Origin of the sequence: Algibacter ulvanivorans, from assembly GCF_048381495.1 — a bacterium.
Lineage (GTDB): Bacteria > Bacteroidota > Bacteroidia > Flavobacteriales > Flavobacteriaceae > Algibacter_B > Algibacter_B ulvanivorans.
Genome location: NZ_JBLWGD010000001.1, coordinates 323,157 through 339,901, shown reverse-complemented (window position 1 = coordinate 339,901; position 16,745 = coordinate 323,157). Strand labels below are relative to the sequence as shown.

Sequence of the window (16,745 nt, the reverse complement as noted above, 5' to 3'; positions counted from 1 at the left end):
AATATCTACTGGATATTTTCTTTACGCTTGTTTCCTAAACAGCATTATCTGTTCTAGGTTCAATGGGTATGATCTCAGCCTAAATGGGCACCCCTTTTTTGAGAACGGTGCAAATGTAGTGACCAATTCTTAATTAACAATTTTAAATGCGTACTTTTTAATTTATACTTGGTTTTTGTCTATTTGCCTTCTTTTCAGATTGCTTACGCTTACTTTTTAACCGTTTTTTTATAACAGATTTAGGGATTTTTGTAGGTTTTCGCTTTTTAGGAATAACTAAAGCTTTATTTATTAATTCTAAAAATCGTTTTACTACAATATCTTTGTTTTTATGTTGGCTTCTGCTTTCTCTACATTGTAACATTAAAACACCTTCTTTTGTTAGCCTATTATTAAGCTGTTTTAAAAGTCGCTCTTTTTGGGTTTCATTAAACACCAATGATGCTTTTAAATTAAAAGTAAGTTCTATTTTTGAAGACACTTTATTTACATGTTGCCCGCCGCTACCAGAGCTTCTAATAGCTTTAAAGGTTAATTCGTGCAATATGGCGTCTTCATCAAACATTAAGATACTTGATGTACAGGTTTTAATAAATCGTTTACTGTTTTTACAGGGTTAAACGTTTCTAGCGGTACTTCTACAAAAATAGAGTTCCAATATGCCATACTTCCGTTCCATAATCCTGGAAGTTCTAAGGCGTCAATATCTACTCCATTTTGTGTTTTTGTAGTAATAAAAGCCGCTTCTGGATCTATATATTTCGATAAATCGAACTTTTCTCCCTTATAGTTTTTTACTCCACAAACTAAATCTGTAGGGTTAAAGTGTGTGGCTTTGTAAACTATACTTTGCTGATTTTTTTTGCTAAAATTAATCTGTGCAAACTCAACGATTTGTAAAGATACATTTCCTTTATCATCTTTAACCCAAAATGGCCCGCCACCAGGTTCGCCTTGGTTTTTAACCATACCGCAAACACGAATTGGCCTATTTAGTCTTTCTTTTAAATATATTATTTTTTCTTTAGGTGTATAATCGTCAAAACCTTCATGAATAGGCACGTTTAGCCTATAACGCAAAAACAAGGCAATAACTTTAAAATCGGTATCATCTAAATTACCTGTGTCTAATTTATTTAAATAAGTAAAAACTTTTTCTTGAGCTTCTATTAAAACGCCAGCTAAAAGTTTTTTATAGTTAGATACGTTTTCGTTTAAATTAGAAACCACGATATTATCTATATTTTTAATAAAAATTATATCGTTATTTAATGTATTTAAGTTTTCTATAAGTGCTCCGTGCCCTGCTGGTCTAAATAAAATGGTGCCGTCTTCTTTTCTAAAAACATCGTTATCGGCTTTAAGCGCCACGGTTTCTGTGGCTTCATTTTGATATGAAAACGACACGTTAAAAGTGGTGTTTGTTTTTTCTTCTATAGCTTCTCGAATACGACTTAATTCGTTTGAAAAATATAACTGATGGTTTTTTGAAACTGTAAAATGAAGGTTAGCTTTACCATTGGACGATGCGTAAAGTGTAGATTCGAATAAATGCTCTTCAAACGCTGTTTTTACAGCATTTCTGTACTTATGAAATGGCAATAAGCCTTTAGGTAAAAAACTATAGTTTAGGCCTTTTGCATCAAGCATTGTTTTTACAAATAGTAAATGTTTTTCGGCTTCAGGTAAGGTATCAAAATCTGGGTTTTCTTTTTTTACTCTGGCATTTACTTCTTTATAAAAAGGAAATTTTTCTAAATTTTCTGTAAAAAGCGTTATTAAAGCATCATTTTTCCTTTCGGCGTAAGTTGCTATATTTTCTTTTAAAGGATTAAAATTATTTAAAAACTGAAATAAAAACTTAAACATTCGTGTTGCTGCTCCAGAAGCTGGAACAAACTTAACAATAGACAACTGGCTTTGTTTAGCCTCGTATAGTTTTAAAAACTCTTGAGTTTCTTTTGTGTCGTAGCTTTCTATACCTTTGCCTATCGTTGCAGCAGCAACCAGATTTGAAAAGGTCATCCCGTTTTTTAATCGAGATACTTGCGCGCTTACTTGCTCTATAGTTATGCCTTTACTTTTTATTTGTTGAATATCTTTATCTGAAAACATTATACTTTGGGGTTTAATAATTTATCAATATGTTTTACTGCGGTTTCTAAACGTATTTTTTTATCGCCTTTTAAAAGCACAAATGGTTTTTTATGCTTTATTAATGCATTTTTAAAAGCTTGAAACATTTTTTCTCTATGTGCTGGTTTATCTCTTAAATCGTCGGCTTCCCAAGGTGTATCAATATATGTTAAAAAATATAAATCATACTTGTTTTGTAACGCATATTTTTCAAGAACTGGATCACAACTTCCTAGGTAATAAGCTTCGGAATATACTTTGGTTTCTAACAAATCGGTATCGCAAATTAACACCGTATTTGTTTTTTGTGCCAGTTCGTTTTCAAGTTTAACCTGCCCTTCTGCTATGGGTAATAAATCTTGTGCTTCGCATGTTTTACGCTCATTATTCCATTTTTTTTGAAGATACTCGCGTGCATATTCTGGTACCCAAACCGAATTGTAATGTCGGGCTAACTGTCTAGATAGCGTTGTTTTCCCTGTAGATTCTGGCCCAAACAAAACTACTTTTATGCAGGTAGCGGGTTGCTGTTTATACTTTTCTTCCATGAAATATATCCAAAAATGGCTATAACTGTAAATCCTAAATACTGTAAACTTGTAAACGTAAAACCTTTATAAAAATATAAAGGGATTGAAATTAAATCTCCTATAATCCAGAACATCCAATTTTCTAGCTTTCGTTTTGCCATTAACCACATACCTACAAAAAATATGGCGGTGGTAATGGTGTCTATATAAGCCACCCAACTGGTCCATTTATTAAATGCGTGGTAAACTAAATAAACAAAAACTAAGGTTGCTAAAAATATAGCTGTACTTATTTTTTTTTCGTTGAAAGACATTCTTGAAATTGGAGTAACCTGCGCATGGTCAACTTTTTTTGTCCATACGTACCAGCCGTAAACACTCATTATAAAATAATATGCATTTATCATCATATCGCCTAAAAGCTCCCATTTTAATAATAAATACACAAAAATTAATGTACTTATCATACCTGTTGGAAACACTAAAACTTTATTTTGCTTAGAAAACCAAACCGATAAAAAACCAAAAATTATTGCTATTATTTCTAAAACAATATCTACGGTTTCATATTCGGAATATTGACTAAAAAACAAATTAACAATACTATTCATAATCGCCTTACTATGTTACTTATTTAATGCATTAAAAAAACTTTCATCATCCTCAAAAGCAGTACCAATAACAACCATATCTGCTCCTGCTTTATAGGTATTTTCTAATTGTGCTTTGCTTCTTATACCGCCTCCAACTATTAACGGAATATTTATGGTTTGCTTTACTTGTTTTATTATCGAAGTAGAAACGGCTTGCTTTGCTCCACTTCCTGCTTCTAAATAAATAAATTTCATACCTAATAATTGCCCTGCTTTTGCGGTGTCTATTATATTTTGAATATTTTTTCTAGACATTGGTTTTGTTGCTGTAACCTGTTGTACCGCTGTTATTTTTCCGCTTTCAACCAAAATATAACCGGTTGGAATAACCTCTAAATTACTATTTTTTAATTTTGAAATGGCTTGAATATGTTTACCTATTAAATAATCTGGGTTTCTACCAGAAATTAAAGATAAAAACAAAAGCGCATTAGCCTTATTTGTTATTTGAGTAACATCGCCAGGAAACAAGATAATAGGTAAACTTGTGTGCTTTTTAATTTCTAAAACTAAAGCATCGGTTGCATTATCATCAACTACACTTCCGCCTACAAAAATGTGTGTAGCTACTGATGTGTTAACTTTTTTAATAAAACTACTGGTATTTTTAAGTAAAAACTTATCTGGATCAATTAAAACAGCTAATAGTTTTTCTTCTTTTAAAATAGAAGCTTGTATGTTTTTATATATCGATTTCATTTAAGCTATAGCATAGGCACAAGTAAAACCTTCAAACTCTAAAAAGTAAATGTTGTATTTATATTTTCTTGTATTATAATCAATCCATGCTGCAGTATGCTCATCTTTTATTTCAAAAGGTATCACTAAACAATGCTGCTTAAAACTTAATCCTGGTGTAGAAAACAACTTATAAAGCGATTCTTTAACACACCAAATTACTGTTAATTTATTAATATAATGGCTTTCCAATTTGTTTAAATAATTAAACTCATAATCAATAAATTTATGCGCTATAATGCCTATTTTATCACGTTGTTTCTCAATATCAATTCCAACAATTACATCGCTTACAATAACGGCCGAAAAGTTAAACGAATGCGTAATAGATATTTGTTTACCATCTTTTAAATGCGGTTTACCGTTATCGTCATAAAACAAATCTTCATCAGTATATCCAAATTCATGTAACAAATGGCGCACACTTAAAAACCCGCGTTGGTGCAACTCGCTTTTCATGCCTAAAACACGGTTTGCAGATTCTGGTTTTAAATTAACTTTAGCCATTAAATTCTTAAAAGACTCTGTAATCTTCCAGATTTTAACAGTAGTTTGTGAGTTTGGTGTAATGGTTTTATAAAGTGGCATTAAATATTTTGAAAGTTATTGATTATCTTTGCATCGCCTTAGGCAATTAAACAATTTTTACAAGCGAATTTAAGTATTTTAAGTACTAATCGCAATCTTGTTTAAGTTTAAAAATAAAAGAAAAATGACTATGAGTACAAAAACAATTCCTTACGTTGCAAACAAAGTTAAAGACATATCGCTTGCCGATTGGGGACGCAAAGAAATAGAATTAGCCGAAGCAGAAATGCCAGGGTTAATGAGTCTTCGAGAAGAATACAAAAACGAGCAACCTTTAAAAGGCGCACGTATTGCTGGATGTTTACACATGACCATACAAACCGCTGTTTTAATAGAAACTTTACAAGCTTTAGGCGCAGAAGTTACTTGGAGTTCTTGTAACATATTTTCTACGCAAGACCAAGCTGCTGCTGCCATTGCTGCCGCAGGAACAGCTGTTTATGCTTGGAAAGACATGACCGAAGAAGAGTTTGATTGGTGTATCGAGCAAACTTTATTTTTTGGTGAAGACAGAAAACCATTAAACATGATTCTTGATGATGGTGGCGATTTAACCAACATGGTTTTAGATAAATACCCAGAATTAGCCGCCGGAATTAATGGCTTATCTGAAGAAACCACAACAGGAGTTCATAGACTTTACGAGCGCGTAAAAAATGGCACATTACCAATGCCAGCTATTAACGTAAACGATTCTGTAACAAAATCTAAATTCGATAATAAATACGGCTGTAAAGAATCTGCAGTAGATGCCATTCGTCGTGCTACCGATGTTATGCTTGCCGGAAAACGCGTAACCGTTTGTGGTTATGGCGATGTTGGTAAAGGTACAGCTGCCTCTTTTAAAGGCGCAGGAAGTATTGTAACTGTTACAGAAATTGATCCTATTTGCGCATTACAAGCAGCAATGGATGGTTTTGAAGTTAAAAAACTAGAAACCGTTATTGGCAATACAGATATTGTAATTACAACAACAGGAAATAAAGATATTGTACAAGGGCGCCATTTTGAAGCCTTAAAAGACAAAGCTATTGTTTGTAATATTGGGCATTTTGATAACGAGATAGACATGGCTTGGCTAAACAAAAACTACGGGCATACCAAAAACACAATAAAACCGCAAGTAGATAAATACACCATTAACGGAAAAGATATTATTATACTAGCCGAAGGTCGTTTAGTAAACTTAGGTTGTGCAACTGGTCATCCAAGTTTTGTAATGAGTAACTCGTTTACAAACCAAACCTTAGCACAAATTGAGCTTTGGAACAATGCCGATGCTTATAAAAACGAAGTTTACATGCTACCAAAAGCATTAGATGAGAAAGTAGCAAAATTACACCTAGAAAAAATTGGGGTAGAACTTACCGAGCTTCGCGAAGAGCAAGCAAGTTACATTGGTGTAACCGTAAACGGACCTTACAAACCAGAACATTACAGATATTAACCTAAACCTCTTAGGTTTTTACTATACTAAATCCCAAGCAGTAATGTTTGGGATTTTTTTTATTAGAGCGTTACCACAAGGGTCGGGCTTTCACTACTCAATCCCTCCTTTGTCGGGGATTTCAAACAAACCGTTCAATCCCTAACGCACTTACACTTGTGGCATAGCTTACTTAAAAGTCTCCAAAACATTAAACTTATTATTAATACAGAAAAAAATAAGTTTACTTTTTATTTTAAATATTTAAATGTATTTACCATTTCAAATTTAGGGCTTCTTTTAATAAACTCTCTTAAAAAAGCGGTATGTGCTGTTCCCATAATTATAAATACTCTATCGTTTTTTGGCATAGGTATTCTGTTTAGGTTTGAATATATTTTCATATTTCTATGGTAAAAAATGGCAGCATTATCTGCGCCTTCAAACCCATCATTAATTCCTACATAAAGTAATTTATCTGCATTTGTATTTATTGAATAATCTAAGTGTACGGGCTCATTACATAATTTAAGTTTTTCAAGCAATGATAATTTTTCATAGTTTGCTTCACGTTTAGCAATTTCTGGGTAATCTTTAAAGGGTTGGTTTGTAAGTTGTAAATATGTTTTAGAATCGATAGCATTTTCAAGTTCAGGTGTACTTTCTATATAGTCTCCAACGCTATAATTATAGCCCATATGGTTATCTATTCCGTATATTTTTTTTACATTACTTAATCGGCCCACATCAAAACCAATCATACTACTTTCTCCATAATTTGTATTTAATTTAATTGGATTGGCTAAAAATTCTTGATAGGCTTTATTAATCTCGTTATTATATTTTGGCAAGTTTTCAATACATATTATTGTTGGCTTAAACTTTGCCAACATTTTAGATATGCTTTTAACCTCTTTTTGCGCCTGTTGGCTATGTTCGTCGAATTCTGTTTTATTAGCATCGGGTGTATACCCAAAATGAAATGTTCCAAAATTAAGCACCTTTATTTTTTCACTTTTTTCTTCTGGTAAGCTTTCTTTTTTTAATTGGCACGATTCATTTTTTGGATTACAACCAAAAAACAAAATACATAAAAGTAAAATGGTCGGTTTCATTTATTAGCTTTTAAAGGGTTGGTTTTAAAATCACGCTTTTTTATATTTTTTATGGCTTATTTTCTTTTTTTCTAGAATTGCATAAAATTTTCGTGGCGAAATTTTTAAATCTTTTGTTATTTCTCTTACTTTTTTAGTGCCTTTTTTATATAGCTTTAAATTCTCGTTTACTTTTTTATTAAAGTAATGCTTTTCTAGTTTTTCAATAATTTGAAATTCGGTTAAATTCGAATTACTCACATATTTTTCAATTTCTAATTTAATATCTTTTAAACTACTCATGTCTATTAATTTTAAGGGTTCTTATTTAACAATAGTAATTTCTATACAACCAACTAATAAGCAATTTTAAATCAAGATACTGTTAAAACATCTGGCAACCATGTTTTTGTAATAACCTTGAGTATATAACTAATGTAATTGTATAAAATTAATTGCGCGTTGGGGTATCTAATTTAATAAATACAAACCAAATAAAAAACTTGTAATGTTTTTTTAGAAGTAGTAAAAAACTAACTATTACTTATAGCTATTATTAGTGGTAGTTTTCACTTCATTTACGTACACATTCGGGTTATGTTTCTCCATATAAAATTTAGGGTTAGGTATTTCTGTAAACCCAAACTTTTTATAAAGCCACTCGGCTGTATCTGTTAATAAAATCCAGCGTCTTAATCCTTGAAGATTTGGGTGTTCCATTATTTCATTTATTAGCCATTTACTTAATCCCTTTCCTCTATATTCCTTTAGAACATAAACATCTCCTAAATATGCAATAGTTGAATAGTCTGAAATTATTCTAGCAAAGCCAATTTGTTTGTTTTTATAATAAAGCCCAAAATTCAAAGAATTTTCAATGGATGTTTTCAAAGTATTGATTGGAATTTTGTTAGCCCAATCGGTTTCGTTTGCAAGGAATTTATGAATACTCAAAATATCTAATTTATCCTTGTCTGTTGAAATGGTATAATCATTTCTATGAGTTTCTTTAATTTTCAATTAAGTTTTTTTTTAAAATTCATGCCAACAGTTTTATGCATGATATTGTTACGTATTTAAGCACTAAATTTAGCAAATAAAGACTGAATAAAATATATGATACTTACTCTTTATTAATTTTCGTTTTCAATAATTTTAAGTATATCATAAACTAAAATCAATGCGCTTTTTGAAGCTTCTAATTGATTTAAAGAACCTGAAATGTATGTGTTTTGTTGTGGGCAATACCATAAAAATGATGCTGTACTACCTGAATGTCCCATAATTTGCAGATTGGTTTCTGTGTTGGTCAATTCGCCTAAAGAAACTTGTCTTACTCCATAGCCATAATCCATACCTTTTGTTTCGTTTACCCAGTTTTGCATGGTTAATCGTGTGTTTTTATTTATAATCTCATCATTATTAAAAGCTTTTAAAAACATGATTAAATCGTGTGTGGCAGACACCAATCCGCCACCACCCCAATCGGCACTTAAACTTTTATACGATGATAATTCGTATTGGCTTGCGTAGAATTTTACGACGGGAAGTTTGTTATCTATTGCTGTAGATTTTAAGTTAATGTACGAACTATTCATTTTTAAAGGTTGAAATATGTTCTGCTTAAAAAAAGTGTCTAACGATAAACCACTTACATTTTCAATAATCAACGCTAATAGCACATATTCGGTATCGGTATAATGATAACCCTCACCAGGAATAAAATGGGGTATCATTTTGTCTTTTGTAAACTGAATTAGTTCTTCTGCAAACCACAATGTATTAGGATGCATTAATAGTTGATTGATGATATTTGGGCTTCCATCATTGGTTGAATCTGTAAAATAATCAGGTAAACCAGAGGTGTGTTGCAATAAATGCGCAATGGTTAAATTTTTAGAATAGTTTTTACCATCTAAAATATGAAGATTAGTAATTAATGAATCTGGTAGATATTGAGCAATCTTATCTTCAAAATTTAATTTATTCTGATCCTTTAATATACCAATTGCTGTTGCAGTAAACATTTTTGTAACACTAGCGGTATAAAATGGATTATCTATTGAAATAGAATTTTCTTTACTTTCAGCTAATTGAATATCGATACCACGAAATTCAGAATACACATGCAGTAAACCACTTTTTATGTTCTCTTTTTTTAATTCGGTTTTAAAGCGTTGTTCTATGGCTTTTCCTATGGATTGCTGCGCAATAGCCGACAAGCCAACAAAGTATATTAAACCTAAAAGTATATGTTTCATAACATTAAAGTTTTAAGATCGTGTTATAAGTTAAAATTTTATACCAATATAAAGGTTGGGTTCAAATAGAAAATAAGAATCCCATTTGTTATCGAGTTGTTTAAATGATTCAGGTGTATTAGTATCGAAATGCCATACATTACAATGAAATTGCGGTTCTATAAAAAACTGTTTCTTTTTACCAAATGCAAAATGATAGCCTACATAATACGAGTTGTAGAGTTTAAATCCGTTTGCTATTTTCTTAGCATCAAGATCTAAATAAGTTTTATACAACGGTAAAACTTCAACCGAAGCAAATAGTCCTTTCCAAAGCATGCGTTGGTACGAGATACCAATACCTGTTTCGCGTAAATAACCAGGATAAAATTCGGTTTCAGAATCTATTTTGTCTGTAAGTCCGTCCCACCATTGTATGCCCATAGGTTGAAACAATCGCCAAGTGGCTAATTTTACGCCAACAATGTTTTTAGCGTCAAGTTCGCGTTTAACATGCAATTCGATGTGTTGTGTGTTGGTTCTTTCGCCGCCTTTCCCAATATTTCCCAAAATAATGGCCGGAAAACTGACTCTATATTTTAAATCGATGTCCTTGTCTTTTGATGATTCTGATTTCTGTTGTGAAAAACCATAAAATGTAAAAAGTGTTACGCAGATAATTACTAATTTTTTCATTATAATTGATTTTAAATAGTTCGTTTTTTGATTAATAATTTGATGGTACAAAGATGAGACAGAAGAGAAAGCCAATCGTCCTGAATTATGATTTCAAACCTTTTTAAAATTCAGTACTTATAGTTGATTTTGAAGTGTTTGAATAAAAAAAGGCTTAACACAATTGATGCTAAACCTTTAATTAGTTCTTAGGGTTTTATTCTTAAAACAACGCTTCGGGATACGTTGTGAGTTTATCTACATTTTGAGTGATTTTATCAATATGCCAATCCCACCATTTAAGTTCTAATAATTTAGAAATGGTTACATCTGAAAAACGTTTTTTAATCAATTTTGCAGGATTACCACCAACAATAGAGTAAGGTTCTACATTTTTTGTAACTACAGCTTTTGTGGCAATAATAGCGCCATTTCCAATGGTTACACCAGGCATAATGGTAGCATCGTAACCAATCCACACATCATTACCAATTACGGTATTGCCTTTAGTTGGGTAGTTTTTACCATCCATTGCATGTTGCCACGCACCACCAAATATGGCAAATGGATAGGCTGATGTGGCTTCGGTTAAATGGTTGCCGCCATTCATAATAAAAGTTGCGCCAGAAGCAATCATGCAAAACTTACCAATGATGAGTTTATCGCCAATAAAATCGAAATGATACTTCACATTTTTTTCAAAATTTGAAACATCTTGAAAATCGTCGTAATAAGTGTAATCGCCAACCTCAATGTTCGGATTTTTGATGTAGTTTTTCAAAAAACATAGCTTATCGTAATTGGCTAACGGGAAAACGGTATTTGGATCAGGAATATTCATAATTTATAGCTTTTTAACTTCTTCTCTAAAATAGTCTTTTAAATGGTGTTTTCCGTAAGTTGGAGCTATATTATCTTCTGCCATTAACGTTAAGAAAAATTCAATTGGACCATAGGTTTTTACGCTGGTAAAAGTTCTTAAAGCCCAAATAGCAAATCGTCTTAAACAATCTGGTAAATGTGTAATTTTAACTGGTTTGCTTAATGATTTTAATGCTAGTTTACTAATCTCGTTAAGACTTAAAATATCAGGTCCTCCAATGGTTATTGTTTTGTTGTAATAGCTCAAATTATCGACAATCGCATTGGCTAAATCTTCACCATGAATTGGATTGAATTTTTGATTTCCAGATCCAAACACATACACACGACCCGATTTTGCCATTTGCAAAAAGTCTTTCATATCTGAGAAAAATCCGTTAGGTCTTACTATGGTGTAATTTAATCCTGACTTTTTTAAAGCATCAACAAATTTTTCCTTGGCTTCAAAAATCTTCAAATTTTGATGTTTATCGCCATTAATGGCAGAAACGTAAACAAAATGATTCACACCGCTTTTTTTGGCTTCAGAAAGCAAATTCATATTCGCTTGATAATCGACATCCATATAGGTTAAACCATCCTTTTGTCTCGTAATACCAACGGTTGAAATAACTGTATCTATGCCCTTACAAATGTCTCTTAAAGTTTCAGGTTTAGTGACTTGGGCTTGCTTAATTTCCAGATAGTTTTCATTAGGATTATTTAATTGATTTGGCTTACGGACAATTGCAACGACTTGGTTTTGTTTTTCAATTAAAACCTGTAATAAATATCTCCCTAAATAACCTGTAGCACCTGCTAATAATATATTGGTATGTCGCATTTTTAGTGCTATTTATAAGTGAGTTTTAATTAAATTCGTTAGTTAACAATTGTTGAATAATGGTATTGCGTTGCTCGCCAGAGTCGTCTTGTTGGTTACTTAATAGCACAATAGTAGCGTCGTATTCGGGTACAAAGCCAATCATGCTCCAATAACCATCTATATCGCCACCATGCCAGTAAAGTGTAGTGTTCCCCTCTTGTGTGGTAAACCAGCCTAAACCAAAATCTACATAACCGCTTGGTACATCTTGCACGAATATGGCATCTTTTTCGGTAGTTGTAAACCAGTTTGTTTTTACCGCATTTGTCCAAGTTTCCATATCTTTTGGTGTGCTACTAAAATCACCAGCTCCAAAAGCTAAACTCATAGGATAAATACTATTTGCGCTACCATTGTTATAACCTTCGGCATGCGTGTTTGGGTTAATATTATCCTCTCCTCTATAAGTATTTGTTATTTGCAAAGGATTAAAAATATTTTGCTGAATGTACTCGTGGTAAGACATTTCAGTAAGTTCCTCCACTAATAATGCAGCGATAAGATAATTGGAATTGCTATATTGTTTTCCTGAGCCAGGTGTAAAGTTAAGTCCGTTTTCTGTTATCATTTCAATAATTACTTCATAGATGTCCTCTTCATCAAAAAAGTGGCCTTGTGCTGAAGCGTCTTCAACAACAAACTGATAATCTGGAATACCTGATTGATGTGACAAAAGTTGTGCAATACTAATTTGATTTCCGTTTGGAAACTCAGGATCAAATTCATCTAAAGTTTGATTGTAATTTGTAATATACCCATCGCGTTTTAGCTGAATAATTGCAGCTGCTGTTAATGTTTTAGATACCGAACCAATACGATAAGCCAATTCGTAATCTTGAGGAAGCGCTGTATCTTCATTAGCTAAACCAAAACCTTGTCGTACTAAATCGTTTCCGTTTTTGGTGATAATGGCATAACCTTTAAAGTCTATATTGGTTAATAAGTCTTCAGCAGAAGTGTAGTTAATAGAAGGTGTGTTGTTATCATCATCTGTTGAGCATGATGTAAAGAGCATGACCATGCTAATTGCTAATGCGACTAAAAATTTGTGTAAATTTATCATAACTGTTTGTTTTTAATTGATTATTTGATACTGCAAAATTGAAGCATAAACAGTTATGAGTCGTGCTAAATTATAATTTAGAACGTTCGGAATTTATAACAAAAAGTCGTTTACTTAGAATGTTGCTGCACCCATTTACTAGGTGTAATGCCTTCTATTTTTTTAAAAAAAGTATTAAACACACTTTTAGAATTAAAACCACTATCGTAAGCAAGACCAAGAATAGTAATGTGCTTAAACTCTGGTTTTAAAGCAATGGTTTTAAAATATTCTAAACGGTATGTATTGATAAAATCGTTGAAGTTTTTTTTGAAGCTTGCATTAAGCAACCACGATAAATGATTAGGATGCATATTCACTTTATCAGCTAACACTCGTAGTGATAATGTGATGTCAAGGAAACATTCTTCATTATCCATTAAAGTTAAAACAGCATCTTTATAGTGTGCTATTTGAACTTTGGAAAGTAACTGTTTTTCAACGGTTTCAGTTTGTACTTGATTTTCGTTAGATAACGCGAAAATAATGCGAAGCTGTTTTTTAAAACGTTCAAGTGTATGTAAAGGTTCTAATAACGGATCTACTTTAAGTAAAGTCATTAAAGGCTCTTTGTGCAAGATACCTTCATCAATTAAATCTAAAGCCTTATCGTATTGCTTTAAAAGCGTATAAATATAAATCAAGAAAAAACGCACACGCTCACGACTATCTGTATTAAGTAAAGGTTGTAATCGTTTTAAATTCGCTTCAATCTTGGTAGTGTCTTGCATTACGGCATATGCCAATGTAGCCATGATTAGCTGTTCTGTTTTAGAACCTTCCATTTCAGGAATATTACTAGCAACTTCAATAATATATTCTGGTTGTTTTTGATAAGCCAAAGCCAATGCATAAATACCATAACCAACAATAAACTTATTATTTATTTCAAAACACCTTTTAAAATGCCTTTTTACTGCTTTTTCATCTTTATTTATATAGGCATTATAGCCCATAAAATAGTTGTTTAAATCGTTAAGCGGGTCTAGTGTGTATGCTATATTGATATGTGTATTAGCTTCTTCTAGATTACCTTCTAAGATTAACGTGATGAACAGTTTTTGATGCGCATCTGAATAGCCCGGCTTTAATTGTAATGCTTTTTTAAGATGGCTAGCAGCGGCTTTAAAATTCCATTTTTTATTTAGTGCATCCCAACCTAAGGAATGATGTACTTCAGGTAAATCTACTTTTAAGTTATGTGCCGTTTCGAGATAACTCCCACCTATTTTAAAAGCCTCTTTTACTGGCATTAATCCAGCAGCAGCAAGTATATTATAGGCATAATGAATATGTACGTGAGCCAATGCAAATGCAGGATATTGTTCTATGACGTTTTTTAAAATTGAAATACCTTCTAAAGCATCGTTCTTATTAAAACGAGAAATCAGTTTTTTTGCTTTTAAGTAGTTGTGATAAGCTACTGTAGAAATATTATGATGGGTAACTAAAGAATCATCAACGTTAAAATGCCCGAAGTTTTCTCGTATTTTATCTGCAATTAAAAGGCTAATTTCATCTTGAAGTTTGAAAATATCATCAAGTTCGCGATCAAAATTTTGAGACCAATAATGCGTACCGTCTGTTGTGTCTATTAATTGTGCAGAAATGCGAACGCGATTATTCGCTTTTCTAACACTTCCTTCTAGTATGGTAGAGACATTTAACTCTTTTCCGACTTTTCTAACATCAACTTGTTTTCCTTTAAAGGCAAAAGATGATGTTCTTGCAATAACTTTTAGTGCTTTAATATTGGATAAAGCATTAATAATCTCTTCAGTTATACCATCGCTAAAATACTCGTTGTTTAAATCGTTACTAATGTTAACAAATGGTAGTACTGCTATAGACTTTTGATGGTTCAAACTTTACTAAAATTTAAAGGTGTATAATCAATTATTTTTAATTTTATAATGTTGCTCTCGAATGTTTATGTCTCCAAGCAATCCTTTTAACATATTTATTTGCTTTTGGGTTAACTCTTTCTTTTTAGAGATTTTTAAATTTCCATCTTCAATTTTAGCATTTAGCCCTGTTTTAGTTAAATACTTGTCAATTGGGATTTTGTTTATACCTGTTATATACGAGTTAAAAAATTGGGTTTGATCTGTACCACTTAATTCAGTTATTACATGTTGGAGTTCTTCTATGTTATAAGTATTGTTAGTGCCACCATATTTTTTAAATAAATACCTCATTAAATCATCAATACTGTTTTCGTTGTTGGTAGCATCTCGAATAATTATGTCTTGAGATATTCCAGCAAGCATACCACCAGCATAAACTAGTCCCCAATGGTCATGTTTTTTTTCACCGTCTGCCATAACATATTTCCCAACACCTTCATCATCGTTATAGCGTTTGTAAAAAAAGCTACTTAAGAAATCTAAATACGATTCATCAGTTAAAAAATTGACATGATGTAAAGCTTTTAGCGTATAGTAATTGGTAAACCCTTCTTTAAACCATTCGGTATCATTAGAGGCAGGGCTAAATGATTTACCACTCCAAAGATGAAAAAATTCATGCGCAAAGATGAACCTTGAAAATGTTTTTGATAATTCATTTCCATTTTTTTCAATTAAAACACTAATGTTATTCCCCATGGCTTCTCCATCCGTTTTGTCTGACGAACTGATAACAACTACAGATTTATTTAAAGGGGTTTCTGGGCTAGGATTTGGAATGCCTCCCATAAGTTCAATATAATAGTCTAAAACACCTTGTGCTAAATTTTTTAATTCTACTTCCTGATTACGAATATCCTCAGAACCTAACGCAAAAACCAATTCAAAATCTTCTCTTTTAATAGCAATTTCCTTGTGTGTTCCAGCAAAAATTAGAGCAGTAAGCAAATCTGTATGATTATTTGCTTGATAAGAATGTTGATTATATTTTGTAGTAGTCCAAGGGTTTGTAATTTTCCAGTTCTTCGGTATATTAAAAGTTATATTGATATTTTCTCGCTGTTCTGCGTTAAGTATAAATAATGTTCTACCAGTATAGAATACTCCTAGGTCGGTTGTGTATGCAACAGCATCAATGCCACTACTCCAGTCATAATTTTCATGCTCTAAATGAATGTCATAACTAAGTGTAACTTCATCATCTAACGGGGCTTCTATTTGCCACTTTGCATCTTCTAATGCTTCAATCTTAATAGGTTTATTTTGCGCGTTGGTAACCTTAATGTTATGAACAAAAGTAGCCCACCTTTTAGGCAGGTTAGTTGCTCCCCAACCCATGTATAATATACTATCCTTTGGAGTAAAAACAGCTTGGACTTTAGCCAGTTTTTTATTGTTAGCATCAAATGTTATTGTATATGATATGTCTTCTTTATTTTTTAATTTAGTGTTTTTTGATTTACAATTAATTAATAAAAAACTAATGATTCCTACGATAATATTAAAATAGAATACTCGATTTGTCATCATTTTATTTAGGTTTAATTATTTGTTATAATAGACCATTTTTAACTGTAAATGTTACACTTTTAAAAAACTAATAATTTTCTGAAGGCTTTCTAGTGTAGCTTTTGTGTGTGATTTCTTAAGAATCTTAATGTGTCTTGTCTTGGAAATATGGCTACAGGTTAAAAATTGAATCTAGGCTGTTTTTAAATATACCTTATTTGGTGTTTTATAGTCTAAAGATACATGCAATCTTATTTGATTGTACAGATTAATTGCGCTTTTTGTTTTTTTTAACTTGAGTCCTAATAGCTATTTGTAATAAACTATTAAAACGGGCTTTTGCTATAGTGAAAAATGGATTACCTTATAACCCTGAGTTTAGAAGTACTTTGGTTATAAA

General features: G+C 31.7%; 17 protein-coding genes. 1 reads left to right on the top strand and 16 read right to left on the bottom strand.

All coding sequences use genetic code 11. The features are described from left to right. Positions 1–157: 157 nt before the first annotated feature. From arfB to ACNG5D_RS01610, 6 genes are read right to left on the bottom strand one after another with little or no spacing between them, the layout of a single operon-like run. Positions 158–565 (bottom strand): alternative ribosome rescue aminoacyl-tRNA hydrolase ArfB, encoded by a 408-nt coding sequence (gene arfB / locus ACNG5D_RS01635; protein ID WP_418181755.1) that lies wholly within the window; start codon positions 563–565, stop codon positions 158–160. Continuing rightward, complete coding sequence (locus ACNG5D_RS01630; RefSeq protein WP_418181754.1) at positions 565–2,115, bottom strand: DUF4301 family protein; 1,551 nt, start codon at positions 2,113–2,115, stop codon at positions 565–567. Before ACNG5D_RS01630 ends, arfB begins: the two co-directional genes overlap by 1 nt. After that, positions 2,115–2,684, bottom strand: a complete 570-nt coding sequence (locus tag ACNG5D_RS01625; protein ID WP_418181753.1) for an AAA family ATPase — start codon at positions 2,682–2,684, stop codon at positions 2,115–2,117. Before ACNG5D_RS01625 ends, ACNG5D_RS01630 begins: the two co-directional genes overlap by 1 nt. Further along, positions 2,645–3,277, bottom strand: coding sequence for a nicotinamide riboside transporter PnuC (pnuC, locus tag ACNG5D_RS01620; protein ID WP_418181752.1), 633 nt, complete (start codon positions 3,275–3,277; stop codon positions 2,645–2,647). Before pnuC ends, ACNG5D_RS01625 begins: the two co-directional genes overlap by 40 nt. 15 nt (positions 3,278–3,292) lie before the next feature. Further along, complete coding sequence (locus ACNG5D_RS01615; RefSeq protein ID WP_418181751.1) at positions 3,293–4,018, bottom strand: phosphoglycerol geranylgeranyltransferase; 726 nt, start codon at positions 4,016–4,018, stop codon at positions 3,293–3,295. After that, positions 4,019–4,645, bottom strand: a complete 627-nt coding sequence (locus ACNG5D_RS01610; RefSeq protein ID WP_418181750.1) for a 4'-phosphopantetheinyl transferase family protein — start codon at positions 4,643–4,645, stop codon at positions 4,019–4,021. 130 nt (positions 4,646–4,775) lie between these two features. Between ACNG5D_RS01610 and ahcY the strand changes: the two genes are divergently transcribed. After that, entirely contained in the window at positions 4,776–6,092 is a 1,317-nt protein-coding gene (ahcY, locus tag ACNG5D_RS01605) for an adenosylhomocysteinase (RefSeq protein ID WP_418181749.1), read from the top strand. Positions 6,093–6,322: 230 nt separating this feature from the next. On the opposite strand, the gene ACNG5D_RS01600 is transcribed toward ahcY, so the two are convergent. The 10 genes from ACNG5D_RS01600 to ACNG5D_RS01555 all read right to left on the bottom strand — a co-directional run bounded on the left by ACNG5D_RS01600 (position 6,323) and on the right by ACNG5D_RS01555 (position 16,366). Further along, positions 6,323–7,186 (bottom strand): DUF5694 domain-containing protein, encoded by an 864-nt coding sequence (locus ACNG5D_RS01600; protein WP_418181748.1) that lies wholly within the window; start codon positions 7,184–7,186, stop codon positions 6,323–6,325. A 30-nt stretch (positions 7,187–7,216) separates the two neighbouring features. Then, positions 7,217–7,468, bottom strand: a complete 252-nt coding sequence (locus ACNG5D_RS01595) for a hypothetical protein (protein ID WP_418181747.1) — start codon at positions 7,466–7,468, stop codon at positions 7,217–7,219. A 237-nt stretch (positions 7,469–7,705) separates the two neighbouring features. After that, a complete protein-coding gene (locus ACNG5D_RS01590) occupies positions 7,706–8,185 on the bottom strand; it encodes a GNAT family N-acetyltransferase (protein ID WP_418181746.1) in 480 nt (159 codons plus the stop codon). A 113-nt stretch (positions 8,186–8,298) separates the two neighbouring features. Further along, entirely contained in the window at positions 8,299–9,426 is a 1,128-nt protein-coding gene (locus ACNG5D_RS01585; protein WP_418181745.1) for a serine hydrolase domain-containing protein, read from the bottom strand. Positions 9,427–9,456: 30 nt separating this feature from the next. Beyond that, positions 9,457–10,101, bottom strand: coding sequence for a hypothetical protein (locus ACNG5D_RS01580; RefSeq protein ID WP_418181744.1), 645 nt, complete (start codon positions 10,099–10,101; stop codon positions 9,457–9,459). 202 nt (positions 10,102–10,303) lie between these two features. Then, positions 10,304–10,921 (bottom strand): CatB-related O-acetyltransferase, encoded by a 618-nt coding sequence (locus tag ACNG5D_RS01575; RefSeq protein WP_418181743.1) that lies wholly within the window; start codon positions 10,919–10,921, stop codon positions 10,304–10,306. 3 nt (positions 10,922–10,924) lie between these two features. Further along, positions 10,925–11,785 (bottom strand): SDR family oxidoreductase, encoded by an 861-nt coding sequence (locus ACNG5D_RS01570; protein ID WP_418181742.1) that lies wholly within the window; start codon positions 11,783–11,785, stop codon positions 10,925–10,927. A gap of 25 nt (positions 11,786–11,810) precedes the next feature. Then, positions 11,811–12,890 (bottom strand): serine hydrolase domain-containing protein, encoded by a 1,080-nt coding sequence (locus ACNG5D_RS01565; RefSeq protein WP_418181741.1) that lies wholly within the window; start codon positions 12,888–12,890, stop codon positions 11,811–11,813. Positions 12,891–13,000: 110 nt separating this feature from the next. After that, entirely contained in the window at positions 13,001–14,794 is a 1,794-nt protein-coding gene (locus ACNG5D_RS01560) for a helix-turn-helix domain-containing protein (RefSeq protein WP_418181740.1), read from the bottom strand. 27 nt (positions 14,795–14,821) lie between these two features. Next, complete coding sequence (locus tag ACNG5D_RS01555) at positions 14,822–16,366, bottom strand: M61 family metallopeptidase (RefSeq protein ID WP_418181739.1); 1,545 nt, start codon at positions 16,364–16,366, stop codon at positions 14,822–14,824. Positions 16,367–16,745 lie beyond the last annotated feature (379 nt).